Annotated in this window: 17 protein-coding genes; 7 read left to right on the forward strand and 10 right to left on the reverse strand. The window is 67.9% G+C overall.

Annotated elements, in window-relative coordinates:
• The first annotated feature begins 8 nt into the window (after nucleotides 1–8).
• Nucleotides 9–641, forward strand: coding sequence for a glutathione S-transferase (locus QRM60_RS19210; protein ID WP_274342160.1), 633 nt, complete (start codon nucleotides 9–11; stop codon nucleotides 639–641).
• A gap of 612 nt (nucleotides 642–1,253) precedes the next feature.
• Here QRM60_RS19210 and QRM60_RS19215 read toward each other — a convergent pair.
• Nucleotides 1,254–3,476: a primosomal protein N' gene (locus tag QRM60_RS19215; RefSeq protein ID WP_285446854.1), complete on the reverse strand. Its 2,223-nt coding sequence runs from the start codon at nucleotides 3,474–3,476 to the stop codon at nucleotides 1,254–1,256.
• A 459-nt stretch (nucleotides 3,477–3,935) separates the two neighbouring features.
• On the opposite strand from QRM60_RS19215, the gene QRM60_RS19220 reads away from it, so the two are divergent.
• From QRM60_RS19220 to sppA, 4 genes are all read left to right on the forward strand, one after another.
• Nucleotides 3,936–4,994, forward strand: coding sequence for a hypothetical protein (locus QRM60_RS19220; protein WP_285446855.1), 1,059 nt, complete (start codon nucleotides 3,936–3,938; stop codon nucleotides 4,992–4,994).
• Nucleotides 4,981–5,583 carry a DUF3106 domain-containing protein gene (locus QRM60_RS19225; protein ID WP_285446856.1) on the forward strand — a complete coding sequence of 201 codons (603 nt, stop codon included), beginning with the start codon at nucleotides 4,981–4,983 and terminating at the stop codon, nucleotides 5,581–5,583. Before QRM60_RS19220 ends, QRM60_RS19225 begins: the two co-directional genes overlap by 14 nt.
• 374 nt (nucleotides 5,584–5,957) lie before the next feature.
• On the forward strand, nucleotides 5,958–7,334 hold the full coding sequence (locus QRM60_RS19230) for an MATE family efflux transporter (protein ID WP_285446857.1): 1,377 nt from the start codon (nucleotides 5,958–5,960) through the stop codon (nucleotides 7,332–7,334).
• A gap of 84 nt (nucleotides 7,335–7,418) precedes the next feature.
• Nucleotides 7,419–9,320, forward strand: coding sequence for a signal peptide peptidase SppA (sppA, locus tag QRM60_RS19235; protein ID WP_042595239.1), 1,902 nt, complete (start codon nucleotides 7,419–7,421; stop codon nucleotides 9,318–9,320).
• 69 nt (nucleotides 9,321–9,389) lie between these two features.
• On the opposite strand, the gene QRM60_RS19240 is transcribed toward sppA, so the two are convergent.
• On the reverse strand, nucleotides 9,390–9,605 hold the full coding sequence (locus tag QRM60_RS19240; protein ID WP_040941930.1) for a hypothetical protein: 216 nt from the start codon (nucleotides 9,603–9,605) through the stop codon (nucleotides 9,390–9,392).
• A gap of 103 nt (nucleotides 9,606–9,708) precedes the next feature.
• Here QRM60_RS19240 and QRM60_RS19245 point away from each other — a divergent pair, with 103 nt between their 5' ends.
• Nucleotides 9,709–10,485 carry an SDR family oxidoreductase gene (locus QRM60_RS19245; protein WP_115555218.1) on the forward strand — a complete coding sequence of 259 codons (777 nt, stop codon included), beginning with the start codon at nucleotides 9,709–9,711 and terminating at the stop codon, nucleotides 10,483–10,485.
• Nucleotides 10,486–10,535: 50 nt separating this feature from the next.
• The gene (locus tag QRM60_RS19250) at nucleotides 10,536–11,894 is read left to right on the forward strand and encodes a diguanylate cyclase (protein WP_238151367.1); all 1,359 of its coding nucleotides are present in this window, start codon (nucleotides 10,536–10,538) and stop codon (nucleotides 11,892–11,894) included.
• A 30-nt stretch (nucleotides 11,895–11,924) separates the two neighbouring features.
• Here the strand turns inward: QRM60_RS19250 and QRM60_RS19255 are convergent, their stop codons facing one another.
• From QRM60_RS19255 to dprA, 8 genes are all read right to left on the reverse strand, one after another.
• Nucleotides 11,925–12,569: a DUF4124 domain-containing protein gene (locus QRM60_RS19255; protein ID WP_115539475.1), complete on the reverse strand. Its 645-nt coding sequence runs from the start codon at nucleotides 12,567–12,569 to the stop codon at nucleotides 11,925–11,927.
• The gene (locus QRM60_RS19260) at nucleotides 12,566–13,306 is read right to left on the reverse strand and encodes a DUF4124 domain-containing protein (protein ID WP_115555220.1); all 741 of its coding nucleotides are present in this window, start codon (nucleotides 13,304–13,306) and stop codon (nucleotides 12,566–12,568) included. Before QRM60_RS19260 ends, QRM60_RS19255 begins: the two co-directional genes overlap by 4 nt.
• Nucleotides 13,307–13,428: 122 nt before the next feature.
• Entirely contained in the window at nucleotides 13,429–13,992 is a 564-nt protein-coding gene (locus QRM60_RS19265) for a Sua5/YciO/YrdC/YwlC family protein (protein ID WP_115555221.1), read from the reverse strand.
• 8 nt (nucleotides 13,993–14,000) lie between these two features.
• Complete coding sequence (locus tag QRM60_RS19270) at nucleotides 14,001–16,496, reverse strand: DNA topoisomerase I (RefSeq protein ID WP_011038837.1); 2,496 nt, start codon at nucleotides 16,494–16,496, stop codon at nucleotides 14,001–14,003.
• Between the two features lie 180 nt (nucleotides 16,497–16,676).
• The gene (locus tag QRM60_RS19275; RefSeq protein WP_285446858.1) at nucleotides 16,677–17,822 is read right to left on the reverse strand and encodes an RDD family protein; all 1,146 of its coding nucleotides are present in this window, start codon (nucleotides 17,820–17,822) and stop codon (nucleotides 16,677–16,679) included.
• A gap of 26 nt (nucleotides 17,823–17,848) precedes the next feature.
• Nucleotides 17,849–18,589, reverse strand: coding sequence for a pilin (locus tag QRM60_RS19280; RefSeq protein WP_042595226.1), 741 nt, complete (start codon nucleotides 18,587–18,589; stop codon nucleotides 17,849–17,851).
• A 40-nt stretch (nucleotides 18,590–18,629) separates the two neighbouring features.
• A complete protein-coding gene (locus tag QRM60_RS19285; RefSeq protein WP_011038834.1) occupies nucleotides 18,630–19,103 on the reverse strand; it encodes a DUF494 family protein in 474 nt (157 codons plus the stop codon).
• A 43-nt stretch (nucleotides 19,104–19,146) separates the two neighbouring features.
• Complete coding sequence (gene dprA, locus QRM60_RS19290) at nucleotides 19,147–20,283, reverse strand: DNA-processing protein DprA (RefSeq protein WP_285446859.1); 1,137 nt, start codon at nucleotides 20,281–20,283, stop codon at nucleotides 19,147–19,149.

Genomic DNA, 20,283 nt, shown 5'->3' on the forward strand with positions numbered 1-20,283 from the left:
CCGCACACGTGCCAGCGGGCGATGGCATCACGTTGTGGGGGCGGCGCAATTCCAGCAACGTCCGCAAGGTGCTGTGGTGCCTTGAAGAGGCGGGTGTGGCGTATACCTCGATCGAGGTGGGCGGCGCATTCGGCGGAAACGACACGCCTGCGTACCGCGCATTGAATCCGAACGGGCTGGTGCCGGCGCTGCAGGATGGTGCGCTGGTGCTGTGGGAATCCAACGCGATCGTGCGCTATCTGGCGGCGCGTTATGCACCGGCGTTGTACCCGCACTCACCGGCCACGCGCGCGCTGGGCGACCGCTGGATGGACTGGACCACGTCGACCTTTGCCGGCGTATTTCGTGACCTGTTCTGGGGCGTGTTACGCACACCGCAGGCCGAACGTGATGCCACACGGATTGCCACAGCGCTTCAACGCTCCGGTGAGCTACTCGCAGTTGCCGACGCTGCGCTGGCACAGCAGCCGTATCTGTCCGGCGACGACTTTGCGATGGGTGACATTCCGTTGGGCAGCTTTATCTACGCGTGGTTCGAGATACCAATCGAACGGCCCGAGTTGCCGCATCTGCACGCCTGGTATCAAAGATTGCGTGCGCGGCCGGCCTACCAGCGTGGCGTGATGACGCCGCTGACTTGAGTTAGCAAGCGTACTGATCTTGAGCCATTGAAGGTGCGAGGGGCCGAGCACCGTCGGATGCGTCGATACGAGCCGAATGCTGCGGCACATTGGGATACGTGTAGCGCCCGCGATGGTAGGAGCGCGCTGGCGCGCGATGTGGCATGACTGGGAACGCTTCATCGCGCGCAAGCCCGCTCCTACCGAGCATGTGTCTGTCTCGGGTTAGCCGCCTCGACCCTTGCCTCAATACAAATCGATCGGGTCCACATCCAGCGACCACCGCACCTGCAACGCGCGGATGCTGCGACACACGGAAAACGGCGTGGCAGCAGCTTTGGTAGTAGCGCGCTTGCGCGCGATCGGGTATTACTAGGAACGCTTCATCGCACGCCAGCGCGCTCCTACCGGGCGTGTGTCTGTTTGAGGGCAGGCGTCTCGACAACGGACGCAATAAACGACCAACGCACCTTCAGCGGACGGATGTTGCGGGACATGAGGACGCGGAGTGGCAGCATCTTTGGTAGGAGCGCGCTTGCGCGCGATGGGGCATTACCGGTAACGCTTCATCGCGCGCCAGCGCGCTCCTACCAAGCGCGTGTTCGTTTGCAGTCAGGCGCCTCGACCCCGGCCTCAATACAGATCGATCGGGTCCACATCCAGCGACCAGCGCACCCGGCGCGCTTGCGGTAAGGCATGGATGACGGGCATCTGCGCGTCCAGCACCCGATGCAGCGCAGAGCGTTGCGCTGCCGACAGCAGGAGTTGGGTGCGCTGGAAACCGGCGCGGCGTGGCATCGGCGCCGGCATCGGCCCGTAGCATTCCACCGGCGCGATGGCCGGCGAGGGGGCTGGTGCCTGCTCGCCGACCAGCGCGCGCACCGCGATCAGGAACTGATTGGCCGCGGCCACATCCTTGGCTTCGGCACGGAACAAGGCCAGATGCGCGAAGGGCGGGAAGCCGGCCGCTTCGCGCTGCTGCAGTTCGGCATCAGCAAACGCGTGGTAGCCGCCGTTGACCAGGGTCTGCAGCAACGGATGCTCGGGGTGATGGGTCTGTAACCACACCTCGCCGGGGCGATCGGCGCGGCCGGCGCGGCCGGCGACCTGGATCAGTTGCTGGGCCAGTTTCTCGGCGGCGCGGAAGTCGGCGGAGAACAGGCCTTCGTCTATGCCCACCACCACTACCATGGTCAGCCGGGGCAAGTCGTGGCCCTTGGCCAGGATCTGGGTGCCGACCAGGATGCCGGCGTCGGTGCCGAGGCGGGCGAGCTGGGTTTCCAGCGCGTCGCGGCGCTGGGTGGTGCTGCGGTCGATGCGCACCACCGGCGCATCCGGGAAGGCCTCGACCAGGCGCTCCTCCAGCCGCTCGGTGCCGATGCCCTGCGGCTGCAACGCCAGGCTGGCACAGGCCGGGCAGGCCAGCGGCGCCGGTTGGCGCGCACCGCAGTGGTGGCATTGCAGGCGGCGGCCGCCGGCGTGCACGGTCATCGGGGTCTGGTGCAGCGGCGTGCTGCAGCGCTGGCAGGCGGCGGTCCAGCCACAGTCATGGCACAGCAGCACCGGCGCATAGCCGCGCCGGTTCTTGAACACCAACACCTGCTCTCCGCGCGCCAGGGTGGCGCCGATGCCGGCCAGCACCTCCGGCGACAGGCCGTCCTTGAGCGGGCGCTTGCGCACGTCGAGCACGCGCACGCGCGGCGGCCGCGCGTCGCCTGCGCGGCGCGACAGCCGCAGATGCCGATAGCGGCCGCTGTAGGCGTTGTGCAGGCTTTCCAGCGATGGCGTTGCGCTGCCCAGGATCACCGGCACATCCAGCGCCTTGCCACGCACCAGGGCGAAGTCGCGTGCGTGGTAGCGGATGCCGTCCTGTTGCTTGTAGCTGCCGTCGTGTTCCTCGTCGATCACGATCAAGCCGGCGTTAGGCAGCGGCGTGAATACCGCCGAGCGCGTGCCGACGATCAGCTTGGCTTCGCCACGCCAGGCCGCGGCCCACACCCGCGCACGCTCGCCGTCGGAGAGCCCGGAATGCAACGCATGCACCGGCACGCCCAGGCGCGCGCGGAAGCGGCCCAGCGTCTGCGGGGTCAGGCCGATTTCCGGCACCAGCACCAGCGCCTGCTTGCCGGCGGCCAGGCAATCGGCGATCGCCTGCAGGTAGACCTCGGTCTTGCCGCTGCCGGTGACGCCGTCAAGCAGATAGGTGGCAAAGCCGCTGCCGGCGCGGATGGCGTCGGTGGCCGCCTGCTGTTCGTCGTTGAGCTGCGGCCCGGTGCCAGGGCGCGCCGGCAGCGTGTCGGCGGCCACCGCCACGCGCTCGGCGTAGCCACGCTTGGCCAGGTTGCGGGCAGCCTCGCGCCACTGCGGCAGCTGCTGCTCCAGCGGCTCTTCGGTGAGCGGGCCGGCCAGCAGCAGCGCGGCCAGCAGGGCCGGGCGGCTACCGGCGCGTAGGCTACCGGCACCAGTGCGGCCGGCCTCGGTGAGTTGCCAGGCCCAGGCATGGGTGTCGGCCAATGGTTCGCCCCGGCGCAGCGGGCCGGGCAGGGCGCTGGCCTGGGCCTCGCCCAGCGGTGCATGGGTGTAGCGGGCAAGCCAGTGCAACGAACGGGCCAGCTCATCGACCAGTAGCGGTGTGTCGTCGCACCAGTCCAGCGCCGCGCGCAGCCCCTCGGCCGACGGCTGCTGGCCTGGTGCGACGACCACCCCGATCAGCTCGCGCGGCCCAAACGGCACGCGCACCCGGCAGCCGACCCGGTCCGAACCGTCCACGTCGGTGTCTTGGGGGGGCAGGTAATCGAACAATTGCGGCAGCGGCACCGGCAGGGCGACGCGCAAGGTGGTGACTGGAGCGGACATCCGGCCAGTCTAACGACCCTGTCCAGTGCCGGCAGCGGAGCGCACCGCGCAGCCCGGAGCGGCCTGTTCAGTTGCGGCAGCTTTCTGTGACCGAAGTGATAAATCCGACGTAAACCCATGTGAGGGTTGGAGAAACCGGTTTATCCACACTGCCTGTGGATAAGCCTGTGAATTAGTCTCGTGCTCCACGCCGTGAAGGCGGATTCACTAGCCTTGGCAACCCGTTGGACATTTTTTCGCCATCTACCATAAATCTATAAGTATCAAATACTTAGGCGTGAAACAAGAATGCAACACGGAAAAACCAACAGTTGACAGACGGCGGCGTATCGGCATGTCTGCCGCTGTGCACAACGTGCGTGGGCGGCGGCCACGGCAGGAGCAACGGTGTGTGGATCTGTCAAGCCATCGGCGGGGATCATTTGCGTCGGTATCATGCCGGCCGATGCTGGAGTTCTCATGACCGTAGTCCCCGACGCCCCCGTCACCCCCGCCGCGCTGTCAGCCTTTTTGCGCGGTGTCGAACGCCGGGGACTGGTGCTGGCGCAGTTGCAATGCGGCGATGACGCCGCCGCCGAGCGGGCCCTGGCCGCCGCGCTGCGTGCCTTCAGTGGGCAAGCCGCCGGGCGGCCAATGGCAGGCTGGCCAATGCGCTTCTGGAGCCTGCTGGCGGCCGCGCCGCCGCTGCGGCGCGAGCCGATGCCCGGCACCTGGTTGCCACCCTTCACCGCCCTGGGCCGGATGCAGTCGGCTGACCGCCTGGCGCTGCTGCTGCGTATCGTCGGCGGGCTGCAGGAAGCCGACGCCAGCGAAGTGCAGGGCATGGAGACCCCCGCGTACCAGGCTGCGCTGGCGCGTGCCTGCCCCCGCGATGCGGCCGGTAACCCGGATGCGCAGGCCTGGCGGGCATTGGCCGAGGCCGCTCAGGCCGAATTGCGTGAGTTGAGCCCTGGGCAATTGAGCCGGCTGACTCAATTGCGGGAGTCGGCCCTGGCCGGCATGCCGTTGCAGCCGGCGCAGGACGGCGCCTCCAGCCCGGCGGCATCGGCTCCCGCGCGCAGCGAACGGCCCGCCGATCGGCGCCCGCGCGCCCGTGCCGCACGCCGGCAATGGACGTGGCCACGCATCAACCGCCGCCATGCCGGCATCGCGCTGGCGCTTGTGGCGCTGGTGCTGTTGGTGGGAGCGCTCGGGTGGTGGTGGACGCATCGCCGCCCCGCCTTGCCGCCGGAGCCGGTGTCGCAGGCGCCCGCGGGCGTCCTGCATGTCACCGACGCAGCCCCGGTGCTGGTGGAGGAATTACCGGCCGCCAACCTTCCCGATGCCGTCGCTGCGCCCGGCCTGGATGCGCGCGACCAGGCAATGCTTGCCGACTCTGATCTGGAGCTGGCGCGCTCGGCGGACCTGTACGCCTGGTACGCCGCCGGGCACCCCGTGCCACCGGACGAATCCGGCGCCCACGCCACTGCGGCCGAACGTCCGTCGAGCGAACTGGAGACGGTCGATGACCAAAACTAAGTGGTGCGGCCTATGGCTGGCTGCCATGGCCGGTGCCGCAGGGGCGCAGTCGTTGCCCGCGGCACTGGACGAAACGCCGGCCGGGCCGGTGGCTGCCCCGGCAGCGCCCGCCGTGCCGGCCCGGAGCATTCCCAGCGCTGCGCAGCAGCGGGCGCGATGGGATGCGCTGACGCCCGCCCAGCGCACCGAGCTGCGCGCCCGCTACACGGCCTGGAAGGCACTGACCGCCACCGACAAGGTGGTCTTGCGGCAAGCGCGTGAGCGCCTGCAGGCCTTGCCGGACGATCAGCAGCGTGCGCTGCGCACGCAGTTCGGCGCCATGGACCGGCTGCATCGCGATGGCTGGCGCCTGGGCTCGCAGCTGGGCAACTTCTATCCGCAACTGCAGCCGCTGATCGGTTATGTGCCCGTCGCCCAGCGCGATGCACTGCTCGGTGTCCTGCGCAGCCTGGATGCCGGCCAGCTGGAGCAACTGGCGGTGCTGGCGCAGCGCACCCCGCCGCAGGAACGCGATGCCTTGCGCGATGCCTTGCTTGCCGAGTCGGCGGCAACGCGGTCGACCTGGCTGAAGCGGCAGTTGGCGCGCTGATTAGAGGGGCCGCTCGTGGCGGCCGTAGTCCCACTCGCGCGGTGAGCGCGTGGGCGTCAGGCAGCCCGCGTGCGGGGTCATCGGGTGTCGACCGACGCCGCCGTTACGGCTCCGCTGCCAGGGGCCTCCGAGGCGCGCGGTCCAGGCGCCTGCCCCTGATTGCTCAAACGCGCGTCACACGCACTCCGCGCACGTTGCAGCGCCGCACCTTCACCCGCAGCGCCAGCACTGGCGACAGGCGTCACTGCGCTGGTCAGCGCTACGCTCGCCACGCATGGCCCGCACGGCAAGTGCAGGTAAGATAGCCGCCCCCACGCGACCCGGTGCCAGCGCCGCCAGGCACGGCCGTAGTCCGCGTGGCGATCGGTTCTGCAATGTCTGTCCCTCACTCCTCCCCGTCGGCAACGCCACGCTTTGCAGCGGAAGTGCGTACCACTGGCCTGCTCGCGCTGCCGTTGGTGCTCGGCCATGTCTCCACCGGCCTGATCGGTTTTGTCGACAACGTGATCGCCGGCCACCACGGCACCGCCACGCTGGCCGCGGTCACCATCGGTACCTCGTTGCTGTGGCTGCCGATGCTGGTGCCGATCGGCACATTGATCTCGCTCACCGCCTCGGTGTCGCAGTTGCTCGGTGCCGGGCGCGAACGCGAGATCGGACCGTTGTTCCGGCAAGCGCTGTGGCTGTCGCTGGGGCTGGGCGCGCTGATGTTCGGCTTTCTCACCGCGGTGCCGCCGTTGCTGCCTACCTTCGGGATCGCGCCGGACATCGTGCCCGGCGCCACCGACTTCCTGCACGCGGTGCGCTGGGGTGGGCCGGCGCTGACGTTCTACTTCTGCATGCGCTACCTCAGCGAAGGCATGCACTGGACGCTGCCGACCATGCTGCTGGGCTTTGGCGGGCTGCTGGTGCTGGCGCCGCTGGGCTACGTGCTGACCTACGGCAAGTTCGGCTTTGCCGAGCATGGTGCGCAGGGGCTGGGCATGGCCTCGGCCATCACCATGTGGGTGCAGGCGATTGCCTTTGCGCTGTATCTGTGGCGTTCGCGGCGCTTCGCGCATCTGGAGTTGTTCACCCATCTTGAAGGCCCGCGCTGGCGGGCGATCGGTGATCTGTTGCGCACCGGCTTGCCGATCGGCATCACCGTGTTGATGGAAGGTGGGCTGTTCATCGTCACCGCGTTGTTGATCGGGCGGCTGGGCTCCACCGAAGCGGCCGCGCACCAGATCGCGATCAACGTCTCGCAGCTGTGTTTCATGATCCCCATGGGCGTGGCCGAAGCCACCACCGTGCGCGTCGGCCACGCGGTCGGCCGTGGCGATCCGCTGGGCATGCGCCGCGCGGCCTGGGCGGGCTACGCCATCGTGCTGGGCACGCAGGCGGTGTCTGCCAGCATCCTGTTGCTCGGTCACGATGCCATCGTGGGTGTGTATACCAACGATGCCGCAGTAGCTGCGCTGGCATCGGTGCTGTTGTTGTTCGCGGCCACGTTCCAGTTTCCCGACGGCATCCAGGTGTTGTCGGCCGGCGCCTTGCGCGGGCTCAAGGACACGCGCGTGCCGATGTTCCTGGCGATGTTTTCGTACTGGGGCTTAGGCATGCCGCTCGGTGCCGGGCTCGGCCTGGGGCTGGGCTGGGGGCCGCAAGGCATGTGGATCGGGCTGATTCTGGGCCTGACCGCCGCCGCGATCCTGATGGGCTTGCGCTTCCGCCAGACCAGCCGGCGGCTGACTGCCGACCCGGCACCCTGACTTCCTGCGCATGCCCTGCACTGCGCGCAGCCGGTATGCTGGGCGCAACGATCGATCCATCGCGTCTTTCCGACGGAGTTTTCCATGAACCACCCCGTGCGTCGCAATCCCATCGCCACGTTTTTTGTCGGCCTGTGGGATGTGATGAATTTCACCCGACGCCTGATTTTCAACCTGGTGTTCTTCGGCTTCCTGTTCCTGTTGCTGCTGCTGTTTGTGGTGGCGATCGCCCGTGGCGATGGCACCAAACCGCTGGCTGCGCGCACCACCTTGGTGATCGCACCGGAAGGCACCTTGGTGGAGCAGTTCAGTGCCGACCCGGTGAGCCGTTCGCTGGCCAAGGCGGTCGGTGACAAGAGCGCCGAAGAAGTGCAGCTGCGTGACCTGGTGCGGGTGATCGAGGCCGCCGGCAAGGACAGCAAGATCGAGCGGGTGCTGTTGAACCTGGACAAGCTGCAGCCGTCCGGTTTCGCCTCCCAGCGCGAGGTGGCCAAGGCGTTGCAGGGGCTGCGCGCGTCCGGCAAGCAGATCGTCGCCTTCAGCGAAAGCATGAGCCAGGGCCAGTACCTGCTGGCCGCGCAGGCCAACGAGGTCTATCTCGACCCGATGGGCAGCGTGTTGCTCGAAGGTCTGGGGCGTTACCGGCAGTATTTCCGCGAGGGTCTGCAGGACAAGCTGGGCGTGGACGTGCACCTGTTCCGCGTGGGCGAATACAAGTCCGCCGCCGAGCCGTACATCCTGGATGCGGCCTCCGCCGACGCCAAGGAAGCGGACCTGTTCTGGATGAACGATGTGTGGCAGCGCTACCTGGCCGACGTGGCCACCGCACGCAAGCTGTCGCCAGCGCAGCTGGCGGCCGGCATCGACACGCTGCCGGAAGGCGTCACCGCCGCCGGTGGCGATCTGGCCAAGTTCGCGCTGCAGCAGAAGCTGGTGGACGGGCTGAAGACGCGCGAGCAGGTCGACACGTTGCTGACCGAACGCGGCGTGGCCGACAACGATGCCGATGGCGGCTTCCGCAGCATCGATTTCGGCAGCTATCTCACCCAGTTGCAGGCCCAGCATTCGCCGATGGACAGCCGCCCGCAGGTGGCCGTGGTGGTGGCTGCGGGCGAGATCAGCGGCGGCGAGCAGCCGGCAGGCCGCATCGGTGGCGAATCCACTGCCGCGTTGCTGCGCCAGGCGCGGGACGACGAGGAAATCAAGGCGGTGGTGCTGCGCGTGGATTCGCCCGGTGGCGAGGTGTTTGCCTCCGAGCAGATCCGTCGCGAAGTGGTCGCGTTGAAGCAGGCCGGCAAGCCGGTGGTGGTGTCGATGGGCGACCTGGCTGCGTCGGGCGGCTACTGGATCAGCATGAATGCCGATCGCATCTATGCAGACCCGTCGACCATCAGCGGCTCGATCGGCATCTTCGGCATGGTGCCCAACCTCACCCGCGCGCTGGACAAGATCGGCGTGCATACCGATGGCGTGGGCACCACGCGTTTTGCCGGCGCCTTCGACATCACCCGCCCGCTGGACCCGGCTGCCGGCCAGGTCATCCAGGCGGTGATCAACAAGGGCTATGCCGACTTCACCGGCAAGGTGGCGCAGGCGCGGCACCAGTCGGTGGAGGCCATCGACAAGGTTGCCCGTGGCCGCGTCTGGAGTGGTGCGCAGGCCAAGGATCACGGTCTGGTGGACGCGTTTGGCGGCATGCAGGAAGCGGTGGCCGATGCGGCATCGCGCGCCAAGCTGAGTAAGGGCAAGTTCCGCGTGCGCTACGTGGAAAAGGCCGCCACGCCGTTCTCGCAATTCATGAGCGGGTTTGCGGGCAGCCGCCTGGGCGCGTGGATGCTGAGCGACTCGGGCATGGCGCGTGCGCTGCTGGCACGCTCGCTGCCGGAAGTGGACACCCAGCTGCGCTTCGTCGAAGACGCCGTGCACGACAGCAAGGCGGGCGGCACGCCGGTCAAGGCGCTGGCGTATTGCTTCTGCGGGTTCTGATGCCGCCTCCCCTCGAGGGCGGCAGTCATGACAACGCCGGCTTCGCGCCGGCGTTGTCGTTTTCAGCGGTTACTGCGTCGCCGCGTCGATCGTTGCACGCTGCTGTGCGGCGGCCTGATCGGTGGCGGCCTGCACGCCGCGCGCCTTGTCCAGCGGCTGCTGGATGTGGTCACGCAGGGCGGTGGCCTGCGGTTCGGGTTTCTGCTCGGTCGGCGCGGGTTGCGGCCGCTGGCAGGCGGCCAACGTCAACGTGGCACAGGCCAGTACGGCCCAGTGGATCTTCATCGTCGTGACCTCGCTCGGGGTGGCGGTATCCTACGCCCCGGCCGTACGCGTGCGCCAACCGCACCGCACAGCCCGTTTCCCGCGTATTCAAAGGACACCCCACGTGACAGCGCACCGCTGGCGGCTGGATGGACAGACCGCCCTGATCACCGGCGCCAGTGCCGGCATTGGCCTGGCCATCGCACGCGAATTGCTCGGCTTCGGCGCCGACCTGTTGATGGTGGCGCGCGATGCCGATGCGCTGGCGCAGGCCCGCGACGAGCTGGCCGAAGAGTTTCCTGAGCGCGAACTGCACGGCCTGGCCGCGGATGTTTCCGACGACGAGGAGCGCCGCGCGATTCTGGATTGGGTCGAAGATCGCGCCGATGGCTTACACCTGCTGATCAACAATGCCGGTGGCAACATCACCCGCGCGGCCATCGACTACACCGAAGACGAATGGCGCGGCATCTTCGAAACCAACGTGTTTTCCGCGTTCGAACTCTCGCGCTATGCGCACCCATTGCTGACCCGGCACGCCGCCTCGGCGATCGTCAACGTGGGCAGCGTGTCGGGCATCACGCATGTGCGCAGCGGCGCGCCGTATGGCATGACCAAGGCGGCGCTGCAGCAGATGACGCGCAACCTGGCGGTGGAATGGGCCGAGGACGGCATCCGCGTCAACGCGGTGGCGCCGTGGTACATCCGCACCCGGCGCACCTCCGGCCCGTTGTCCGATCCGGACTACTACGAGCAGGTGATCGAACGCACGCCGATGCGCCGCATCGGGGAGCCGGAAGAAGTCGCCGCCGCGGTCGGTTTCCTGTGCCTGCCGGCGGCCAGCTACATCACCGGTGAATGCATCGCGGTGGATGGCGGCTTCCTGCGTCATGGGTTCTAGCGCAACGCCGCTAGCCCGCAGCTTCTGTTCGGTGCACGCCGGAGTTGGCCGTGGCTGACGCGCCCATGCCGCAGCATCCGCTCGCGCACCTGCACGACATCGTGCACGACAACAGCGACTGGATCTGGGAGGTGGATGCGCAGGCGCGCTACACCTTCTGCTCGCGCGCCTGCGAGCGGTTGCTGGGCTATACGCCCGAGCAGATTCTGGGGCGCACGCCGTTCGATCTGATGGAGCCGGCCGAAGCGGCGCGCGTGGGCGTGGCGTTTGCCGAAATCGTGGCAGCGCGTCGCCCGTTCCAGGGCCTGCTCAACCGCAACGTGCGTGCCGATGGCCGCACCGTGATGCTGGAAACCAGCGGAATTCCGCTGTTCGATGCCCAGGGCGCGCTGCGCGGTTATCGCGGCATCGACCGCGACGTCACGCCGATTGCCGGCGGCCCCGACGACAGTGCCACCAATCAGCGTCTGTTCCAGCTGGAGGCGCTGTATGCCGCCGCGCCGGTGGCGTTATGTCTGATCGACCGTGCCGGGTGCTATCTGGCGGTGAACGAGGCGATGGCGGCCATCGCCGGGCGCAGCGTGCAGGAGATGATCGGCATGCGCGTGGCCGAGGTGTTTCCGCAAGCAGCGGCCGAGCAGGCTGACGCGTTCGCCAGGCTCGCTGCCGGGCACGACGTGCCCGACCAGGTGTTCGACTGGCAGGACCGCAGCTACCACGTGCGGGTGCGCGGCGTGCGCGATCTGGAGGGCCGGCTGATTGCGCTGACCACCGCGTTGACCGACATCAGCGAGCACCTGCGCGTGCAGTGGCGGCTGACCAAAACCACCGAGGCGCTGGCCGAGGCCAACCGTCAGCTGGAGCAGGCCAATGCGCAATTGCTTGGTGCCGCCCGCAACGATCACCTGACCGGGCTGGCCAACCGGCGCGGCTTCGATCGCGCCTTCGAGCGCCTGCTGCCGGCGGTGCGCGACGGCACGCGCGGCGCGTCGGTGCTGATGCTGGATGTCGATTACTTCAAGCAATACAACGACCGCTACGGCCACCCGCAGGGCGACCAGTGCCTGCGGGACATTGCCGCCGCGCTGCGCAGCGTGGTCACGCGCGGCGAGGACGTGGTGGCCCGCTATGGCGGTGAGGAATTCGCACTGCTGCTGCCCGATACCGATCTGCCAGGCGCGGCGGAGGTTGCGCGGCGACTGCAGGAGCGACTCGCGGCCATGCCGATCAGCCATGCGGGTAGCCCGTGCGCGCGCATCACCTTGAGCATCGGAGTCACGGCGCTGCAGCCGCAGGAGTGCCAGGTGCAGGATGCTCAGGTGCGTGAGGCGGTGATGGCGCGCGCCGATCGCGCGCTGTACCAGGCCAAGAACCAGGGCCGTAATCGGGTGGCACTGGCGCCGGCCTAGACACCTGCCAACAGGCGGTGTCCGCGTGGCTCAGGGCGTCGCGGGCGTGCCGGCGCAGCGGCTCTCGTCCATCACCCGCCGCGCTTGGTCGTAGCGCTGCTTGCGCGCGGCCGATTGGGCTTCGTCGGAGAAGCGCCACGCGGCTTCGGCTTGCTCGGCGCGTTGCCGCCACGCCGCGCACAGGCTCTGGTCCGGCACCGGCGCGCAGCGGTCGGTGACCACCTCGCAAGCGCTGCCGCCGCCCTGCGCGGGGCCGCCGGCCAGGTTGGTGACCTGCATCGGCAGGCAGCGCGTGGCCGGCTCGCTCTCTTCAGTGAAGTAGCGGCCATTGTCGTGCGCGGTGCATTCGAACAGCGGCGGCGGTGGCAGTGACGAGGTGGCGGTGGTGGCCGTCGGCACAGCGGCCGGCGCTGGCGGTGCAGGCGCTACTGCAGGCGGCGCTTGCGTGGCCGCGCGGGCAGGCACAGGACGGGCCGACACCGGCGCCGCTGCACTGGACGGCAACGGCATGGCAGCTGGGGCGGTCATCAGTTTCTTCTGCTGCTGCACGCCCTTCGGGCAGGGCATGTTCTGCACCGTCAGCGCGCCTTGGGCATCGGTGCAGCGGTAGATCGCCACTTCCTGCGCGCTGGCGGTGGACGCCAGCACCAGCATCACCCAGCCCCAGCGGCTCATGCGCCGCCGCAGTCGCGCTGCAGGCGCGCATCGATGCCGCGCTGCTCACGGGTCAGGTCCACGCGTTCGCTCTGCAGGGCGCTGTTATAGCGACGGATCAGCTCCCATCTGCGGTCGGCCAACCGTGCACAGACCTCCTGCTCGGGCAGGGCGTGACATTCGTCGCGGATCTGCACATTGCCGTAGGGCACGATCACCGTGCCGCCGTAGCCATTGCCGTAGTCGCCACCACCATAGCCGCCGCGCCCACCCCGGTAGCCGCCATCACCGCCGGCCTGGATCGCACCGCTGGCACCGGCTGGCCGTGGCCCCGGCGGGCGGATGCCCGGCGGCCGGCGGTACGGATCACCCGACACGTAGGCCGGGCCCCAGGTCGGCACCCAGCGCGGATTGCCCTCCGGGCTGTCGCTGGTATAGCGGGTGCCTTCGTCGGTCACGCACTCGTACATCGGCTGCGGCGGCTGCACGGTGACGATGCGTACTTCACGCGGCGGTGGCGCGACCGTTGCGGCAACCGGCGCCGCACGTGGCGGCTGCGGTGGCGGGTCTTGCGGGCGTTGCAGATCCAGCACCTGCTGGCGGCCGCTGCTGCACGGCGCATCCTGCAGCGCCACGGTGCCGGCGCTACTGACGCAACGGTAGATCCGCACGTTCGGATCGGGCTTGGTGGCGGTGGCAGGCGCGGCCTGCGCGGTGAGCGTGGCGGCCAGCAGCAGGAAGGTCGGGATCAGGCGCATACACGCAGTGTGCGCGCGTTATGGGCTCTGGCAAAGAGGCGGCAGGCCCCGCGCTGAACGCGTAACCGCTCGTCCAGGCGGCGGCTACGTGCGGCGACCGGCGCGGTGTTTCGACGCCAGCGTCAGTCGCGCAGGATCTGCCCGGTGCGGGCGTCGCGGATCGGGGTGGGCTGCGCCAGACCGCCGACCTCGCCGTCGAGCAAGCCGTCGATGCGGGCCAGCAGGGCCGGGTCCAGCGCTGCGCGACTGCGCGCGGGCGGCTCACCGGCCAGGTTGGCGCTGGTGGACACCAGCGGCGCCCCCCAGGCCCTGCACAGGGCCGCAACCACCGGATGGGCGCTGATGCGCACGGCCAGTCCGTCGTGATCGCCGGTGACCCAGCGCGGCGCCTGCGCGGTCACCGGCAAGATCCAGGTATGCGGGCCGGGCCATTGCGCCAGCACCGCGGTCAGCTGTTCGCTGCCCAGTGCAGCAATATCGATCCAGTCCTGCAACACGTCCAGCCCGGACGCGACCACGATCACGCCCTTGTCCACCGGTCGGCGCTTGATCTCCAGCAGGCGCAGCACGGCGGACTCCTGTCGCGGATCGCAGCCCAGCCCCCACACCGCTTCGGTGGGATAGGCGATGACGCCCCCGCGGGCGAGGGTGGCAACGGCAGCGTCCAGATCCGGTGCGTGCGGCATGCGCTGACTCAGCCAGCCGCCTTGCTGACGGCTTTCTTGACCACGCGCTTGGTCGCCTTCTTGGCGGCCTTCTTCGCAGGCGCCTTCTTGGCTGCGGTCTTGGTGGCGACTTTCTTGACCGCCGCCGTCTTCTTGGCCGCGTCCTTGGCTTCCTTGGCGGAATCCTTCACTGCATTCTTCTTGAGCGTGGCCTTCTTGGCGCCAAAGCCCTTGCGCACCGGCTTGCCGGTATCGGCCAGCAGCTGCTGCACTTCCTCGAAGGTCAACGAGGCAGGCTCGCGGTCCTTGGGGATCTTGCCGTTGAGCTTGCCGTCGCTGATGTACGGGCCAAAGCGCCCGTTCAACACCTGGATGTCGCTCCCGTCGAATTCCTTGATCACCCGGTTACGCGCGATCTCTTCCTTCTCTTCGATAAGAAAAACCGCTCGCGCCAGGTCGATGGTGTACGGGTCGTCCTCTTTCTTCAGCGACGCGTACACGCTGCCACGGCGGGCGAACGGCCCGAAGCGGCCGATACCGACGCTGACGTCCTGATCCTTGTCCTGACCCAGGGCGCGCGGCATCTTGAACAGTTCCAGCGCATCCTCGATGGAGATCGAATAGATGCTCTGGCCCGGCCGCAGCGAGGCGAAGGTGGGCTTGTCTTCGTCTTCAACCGTGCCGATCTGCACCATCGGCCCAAAACGGCCGATGCGCGCGCTGACTTCCTTGCCACTGACCGGGTCGGCGCCGAGCACGCGCACGCTGCCGGCGTCGGTCTTGTCCAGCGAATCCTTCTTGTCCTCGACCAGTTCCTTGAACGGGCCCCAGAACTTCTCCATCAACGGGATCCACTCGGCTTCGCCGCGCGAGACCGCATCCAGATCGTCTTCCAGATTGGCGGTGAAGTCGTAGTCCACGTAGCGGGTGAAGTGCCCGGACAGGAACTTGGACACCGCACGGCCCACGTCGGTCGGGCGGAAGCTGCGGCCTTCCATTTCCACGTACTTGCGGAACTGCAGGGTCTGGATGATCGAAGCGTAGGTGGACGGCCGACCGATGCCGTACTCCTCCAGCGCTTTGACCAGCGCCGCTTCGGTGAAGCGCGGCGGCGGCTGGGTGAAATGCTGATCGGTGACGATGCGGTCCAGCGGGATGTTGTCGCCGGCCTTCATCAGCGGCAGCTTGCGGCCTTCGTCCTCGTCTTCGCTGCTCTTGGTGTCCTTGCCTTCTTCGTACACGGCCAGAAAGCCCGCCACCACCACGGTGGTGCCGCTGGCGCGGAACACGTGCTCGCTGCCGGCCGACAGATCCACGCTGACGGTATTGAGCGTGGCCGGAATCATCTGGCACGCCACTGCGCGGCGCCAGATCAATTCATACAAACGGCGCTCGTCATCGGACAGGAAGCGCGCCACCTGTGCCGGCGTGCGCAATGCCGAGGTCGGGCGCACCGCTTCGTGCGCTTCCTGCGCGTTCTTGGATTTGGTGGTGTAGGCGTTGGGCTGATCCGGCAGCGAGGCGGTGCCGAAATCGCGCGCGATCACGTCGCGGATTTCCGCCAGTGCGTCCTGCGACAGGTTCACCGAGTCGGTACGCATATAGCTGATCAGACCGACCGAGCCTTCGTCGCCGAGCGCTACGCCTTCATAGAGTTTCTGCGCCACCTGCATGGTCTTGCGGGTGGTGAAGCCGAGCTTGCGCGAGGCTTCCTGCTGCAGCGTGGAGGTGGTGAATGGCGGGGCAGGGCGACGCTTGCGCTCCTTGCTGGCCACATCGGTGACGTGCAGCACGCCTTGCGCGGCCTGCTGGATGCGCAGGCGCGCCGCCTCGGCGGTATCGCCGTCGGTGACGGTGAATTGTTCGAACTTCTGCCCGTCCAGCTTGATCAGGCGCGCATTGAACGGCTGCGAGGGATGCCGGCAGTGCGCATCGATGGACCAATATTCGCGGGCGATGAAGGCTTCGATCTCTTCCTCGCGTTCGACGATCATGCGCAGCGCCGGCGACTGCACGCGGCCGGCCGACAGCCCGCGCTGCACCTTGCGCCACAACACCGGCGAGAGGTTGAAACCGACCAGGTAATCCAGCGCACGGCGTGCCTGCTGCGCGTCCACCAGGTCGGCGGCGATCGCACGCGGCTTGAGCATGGCTTCCTTGATCGCGCGGGGCGTGATCTCGGTGAAGACCACCCGCTGCATCGTCTTGTCCTTCAGCAGCCCGCGCTCTTTCAGGATCTCGGCGATATGCCAGCTGATCGCCTCACCCTCGCGGTCCGGGTCGGTCGCCAGATAGATGTCGTCGGCGCTCTTGGCAGCCCGGGCAATCGCCTCGACGTGCTTCTCGTTCTTTTCGATCAAGTCGTAGCGCATCGCAAACCCGTTGTCCGGATCCACGGCGCCCTCCTTGGGAACCAGGTCACGCACGTGCCCATACGAGGCCAGGACGGTGAAGTCCTTGCCGAGGTATTTATTGATCGTCTTGGCCTTGGCGGGCGATTCGACGATGAGCAGGTGCTTGGGCATGGTGGCAAATTCTTGGGGCGGAGCCCGGGGGGCAGGTAGCGTGGCCTAATTGGCCGGTCGAGGGAAGCAGATCGGCTGTTTCGCACACGTCGACGCCCGGGAAGGTGCCCGGGCGTTCAGTTCTCTTATTAGAAAGATCACGGCGAGCGCCGCCGTGTCAAGCGGCCAGCGCCGCGGTTGTCAACTCTGGTTGATGGCGATCACCGCAAACAGGACGCCGAACACAATGGAGATCAGTAGCATCACTGCGTAGATCGCCAGCACCACGATGGTGACTGTGTCCAGGCCCACCTGCTGGCGTTCCGGCGTGTCGGTGTAGGCCCAGCGGTCCACCACCAGGGTGTCGCAGACCTTGTCGTGAATTGCCTGTTTGCGTGCGCTCATGCCGGCCATGAAGGCCGAGACGATCGCCCCGATGCCCAGCGTCAGCACCGTGATCAGCATGTAGGCCAGGTAGCGCAGCATGTTGCGCCAGAAGCTGACCCGGCCACCGTTGCCGTTCACCAGCTTGATGCCGCAGGCGAGCTTGCCCAGGCTGGCCTGATGGCGGCTGGACTGCATCCACGCAAAGTAAATCGTTGGGATCAGCAGGCCGATGCCATAGGCCAGGATCATGATCGCCACGGTGCCGCCCGCGCCCTCCAGGCTCGACGACGAGCTAGAGGCGCCCAGGCCGATCGACAGCACCAGGACCACCGGGATGACGATCAGATAGACCGCAAACGTGGTGATGAAGCTGTCCAGCACGCTGGCGGCCACCCGGCGCCACAGGCCCGCGTAGACGATCGGTGCGTCCGCGACCGGCGCAACCCCGAGCGAGGTCGCCGGCATGTCCCAGGCGGCCGGCAACGGTGTCGCCTGGGCCGGTGTGGCTGGGGACGCGTTGGTGGCTGGCTGGTGCTGGGTGGGCTCGGCTGCAGTAGTCGCCGACCAGGCGCCAGGGGACGGCGCGGAGCTGGTGACGCTACCGGCGTCCACGGGAGTGGAAATGGGTGCGGCCGGCACGTGGTCTGGCTGCGTGGTCTGGGGCGTGACCGGCGTGAACCCGGCCTCTGGCATCCGTTCGGCACTGGTCGCGGCGCCAGGCGAAGGGTCTGCAGTGATCGGCGCAGGCGTGAACGCGGATGCCGTCTCGGGCGTTGCGGCGGGTGTCTCCAGCCCCAGTTCGGCAGCCACCTCCGCCAGCGTCACCCATTGCGCCAGGCCTTCGCGCCAGACCAGGCTGGAACGATCAATGACCCCCTGTTCCAGGCGCGCACGGAGCTTGTCCGTGTCCACCGGTCCCTGGCGTTGCCGCTGCGCGTCGGCGTAATACCACTGCGTCATACTGTCCCCTTGGTCAAAACCGTTGCCTAGCCGCGGCAATCCTGCGGCAGAAATTTGTCGTCGATCTCGGAACTGCAGTCCCAGCTGCCGGCGTCCTGATCCAGATCCAGCCACAGCGGTTTGCCGTCGAGCTTGGCGTTGTCCGGCATGTGCAGCAAGGCCTCCACGCCGCACTGGGCCGTGTCGAAGTGGCCGATGCGCACGATGCCCAGCGTCCCCGATGCATAGTGTTCCGGCGGATGGAAGCCGGCGTCGTCATTGGTCGGGCAGCGGCCTTCGCGCTCCAGAAATTCGGCGATCTGCGGCTTTAATGGTGCCAACGCGCCAATGGCTTGGCTGACCTTGGCGCGCGCGGTGTAGTCCTGGTAGGCCGGCAGTGCGATCGCGGCGACGATGCCGAACACAAACGCCAGTCCAACCACGCCAATCACTGACCCGACCGCAATCCCGATCGCCCAGCCGGCACCGCTGCGCGAGGTAGCGACGGGTGTCGAATGAGGGAGTGCGGAAAAAGCGGTGCGTGCCGAAGCCTTGCCCACAGCGGCGGGCGGCAACGGCGGTGGCAGCGGCGATGACGCCACGTCGGTGGCGATCGGTGGGCCCAATTCTGCGGCGCAGGCAGCCAACGGCGACCAGTGAGGCATACCTTCGCGCCAGACCAGCGAATCCAGCGCAATCAGGCCGTCGCGGTACAAGTCCCGCAGCGCCTCCACGTCCACCGGGCCACGCCGCTGGCGGCTGCCATCGGCGTAATACCAACTGCTCATCCCCGTCCCCTCGCTCGCGCGTCCGTCGCGGCTTCTGCCTTCAGTGTACGGGTTCAGGCTCGTCGAGGAACATCTGCGTTTCCATCCAGGCGTAGGCCGCTTCGGCGCCCGGTTGGTTGAACAGCACCATCAATACGACCCATTTGAGATCGTCCAGATCCAGCTCGTCCTGGTCCAGCGCCATGGCGCGGTCCAGCACCAGCTCGCGCTGGTCGGCGTCCAGGATGCGGTGCTGCTCCAGGAACAGCAGAAAGCCCCGGCAATCGACGTCGAGCTTGTCCAACTCTGGGCCGTGGTAGATCCGCACCGGGCCGTCGACATGCGGACGCGCGACACTTGGCCGCTGCTCGGCGAGCGCGTCCAGCCAATCGAAGGCTTTACTGATTTCGGCAGGGCTGAAGCCGGCCTGGATCAGGCCGTTCTGAAGCGAATCACGGTCGCGGACCAGGTCCGCATCTTCGCTGAAGTAATGTTCGAACAGGTACAGCAGTACATCGAGAATGCTCTCTTTCATTGCCCCTCGGCCTGCGTCGCGCGACGCTGTGGAGGTGAAGAAACTAGGGATTGCGGGTATAGCGACCGTGCTCGGTGACCACGTCTCCCTCCAGTTCCATGATCAGCAGCATGGAGGACAGCGCGGCGGCCGTCAATCCGGTGCGTTCGAGCAATGAATCCATAGGGGTTGGGTCGTGGCCCAGGGCGTGCCACAAGCGCTGGTAGTCGGGATCGGAGCGCCGCGGGGTGGGCTGCGGCACCGTCTTGGCCTGTTCAGTGGGGGCGGTGAGGCGCTGGCGCAAGGCATCGGCCAGCTCGCCGGACAGCAGGCGTAGCCCTTCGACGAGTTGCGCCGGCTCCTGCACCAACGTGGCGCCTTGCCGGATCAGGTGGTGGCAGCCGCGGGCAAGCGGGTTATGCAGCGAGCCGGGCAGGGCGAAGACCTCACGGCCGGCCTCGGCTGCCAGCCGGGCGGTAATCAGGGCGCCTGAGCGCATCGCCGCCTCCACCACCAGCGTGCCCAGCGCCAACCCGGCAATGATGCGATTGCGTGCCGGAAAGTGCGCCGCCACCGCGCACGTGCCTGGCAGGTATTCGCTGACCACCGCGCCGCGCGCGGCAATCCGGTCGCGCAGAGAATGATGCTGCACCGGATACGCCACGTCCGGGCCGGTGCCGACCACCGCCACGGTGATGCCGTCGGCACGGGCAAGCGCGGCCTCGTGTGCGATCGCATCCACCCCAGCCGCCATCCCGCTGACGATGCCGAGCCCGGCATTGGCCAGGCTGGCGGCGAAGTGACGCGTGTGATCGCGGCCACCTGCACTCGCCGCCCGGCTGCCGACCACCGCCACGCAGGGGTGCCACAACGCGGCGGGGTCGCCGTCCACGAACAGCGCCAAGGGCGGATTGGCGATATGCCGCAACAGTGCAGGGTAGTCCGCGTCCCGCCAGCCGATCAGGTGATGGCCTGGTTGCGCGCACCAGCGCAAGGCGGCGTCCAATGTCGGGGTGTCAGGCGTTTGCAGCTTGGCGATCTGGAGCGCATCGCAGCCGGCAGCCCGCCAGGTGGCCGGGCCGGCAGCCAGGATCTGGGAGGGGGCGTCGAAGGCGTCCAGCAGCGCGCGGCGTGGCGGGCTGCGTCCACCAGCCAGCAGTAAGGTGAGCAGGGCGCGGCGGTCGGGTTCGGTCAGGTCCAT

This window comes from Xanthomonas sp. fls2-241-TYG-148 (genome assembly GCF_030208815.1).
Classification (GTDB): Bacteria; Pseudomonadota; Gammaproteobacteria; order Xanthomonadales; family Xanthomonadaceae; genus Xanthomonas; species Xanthomonas campestris.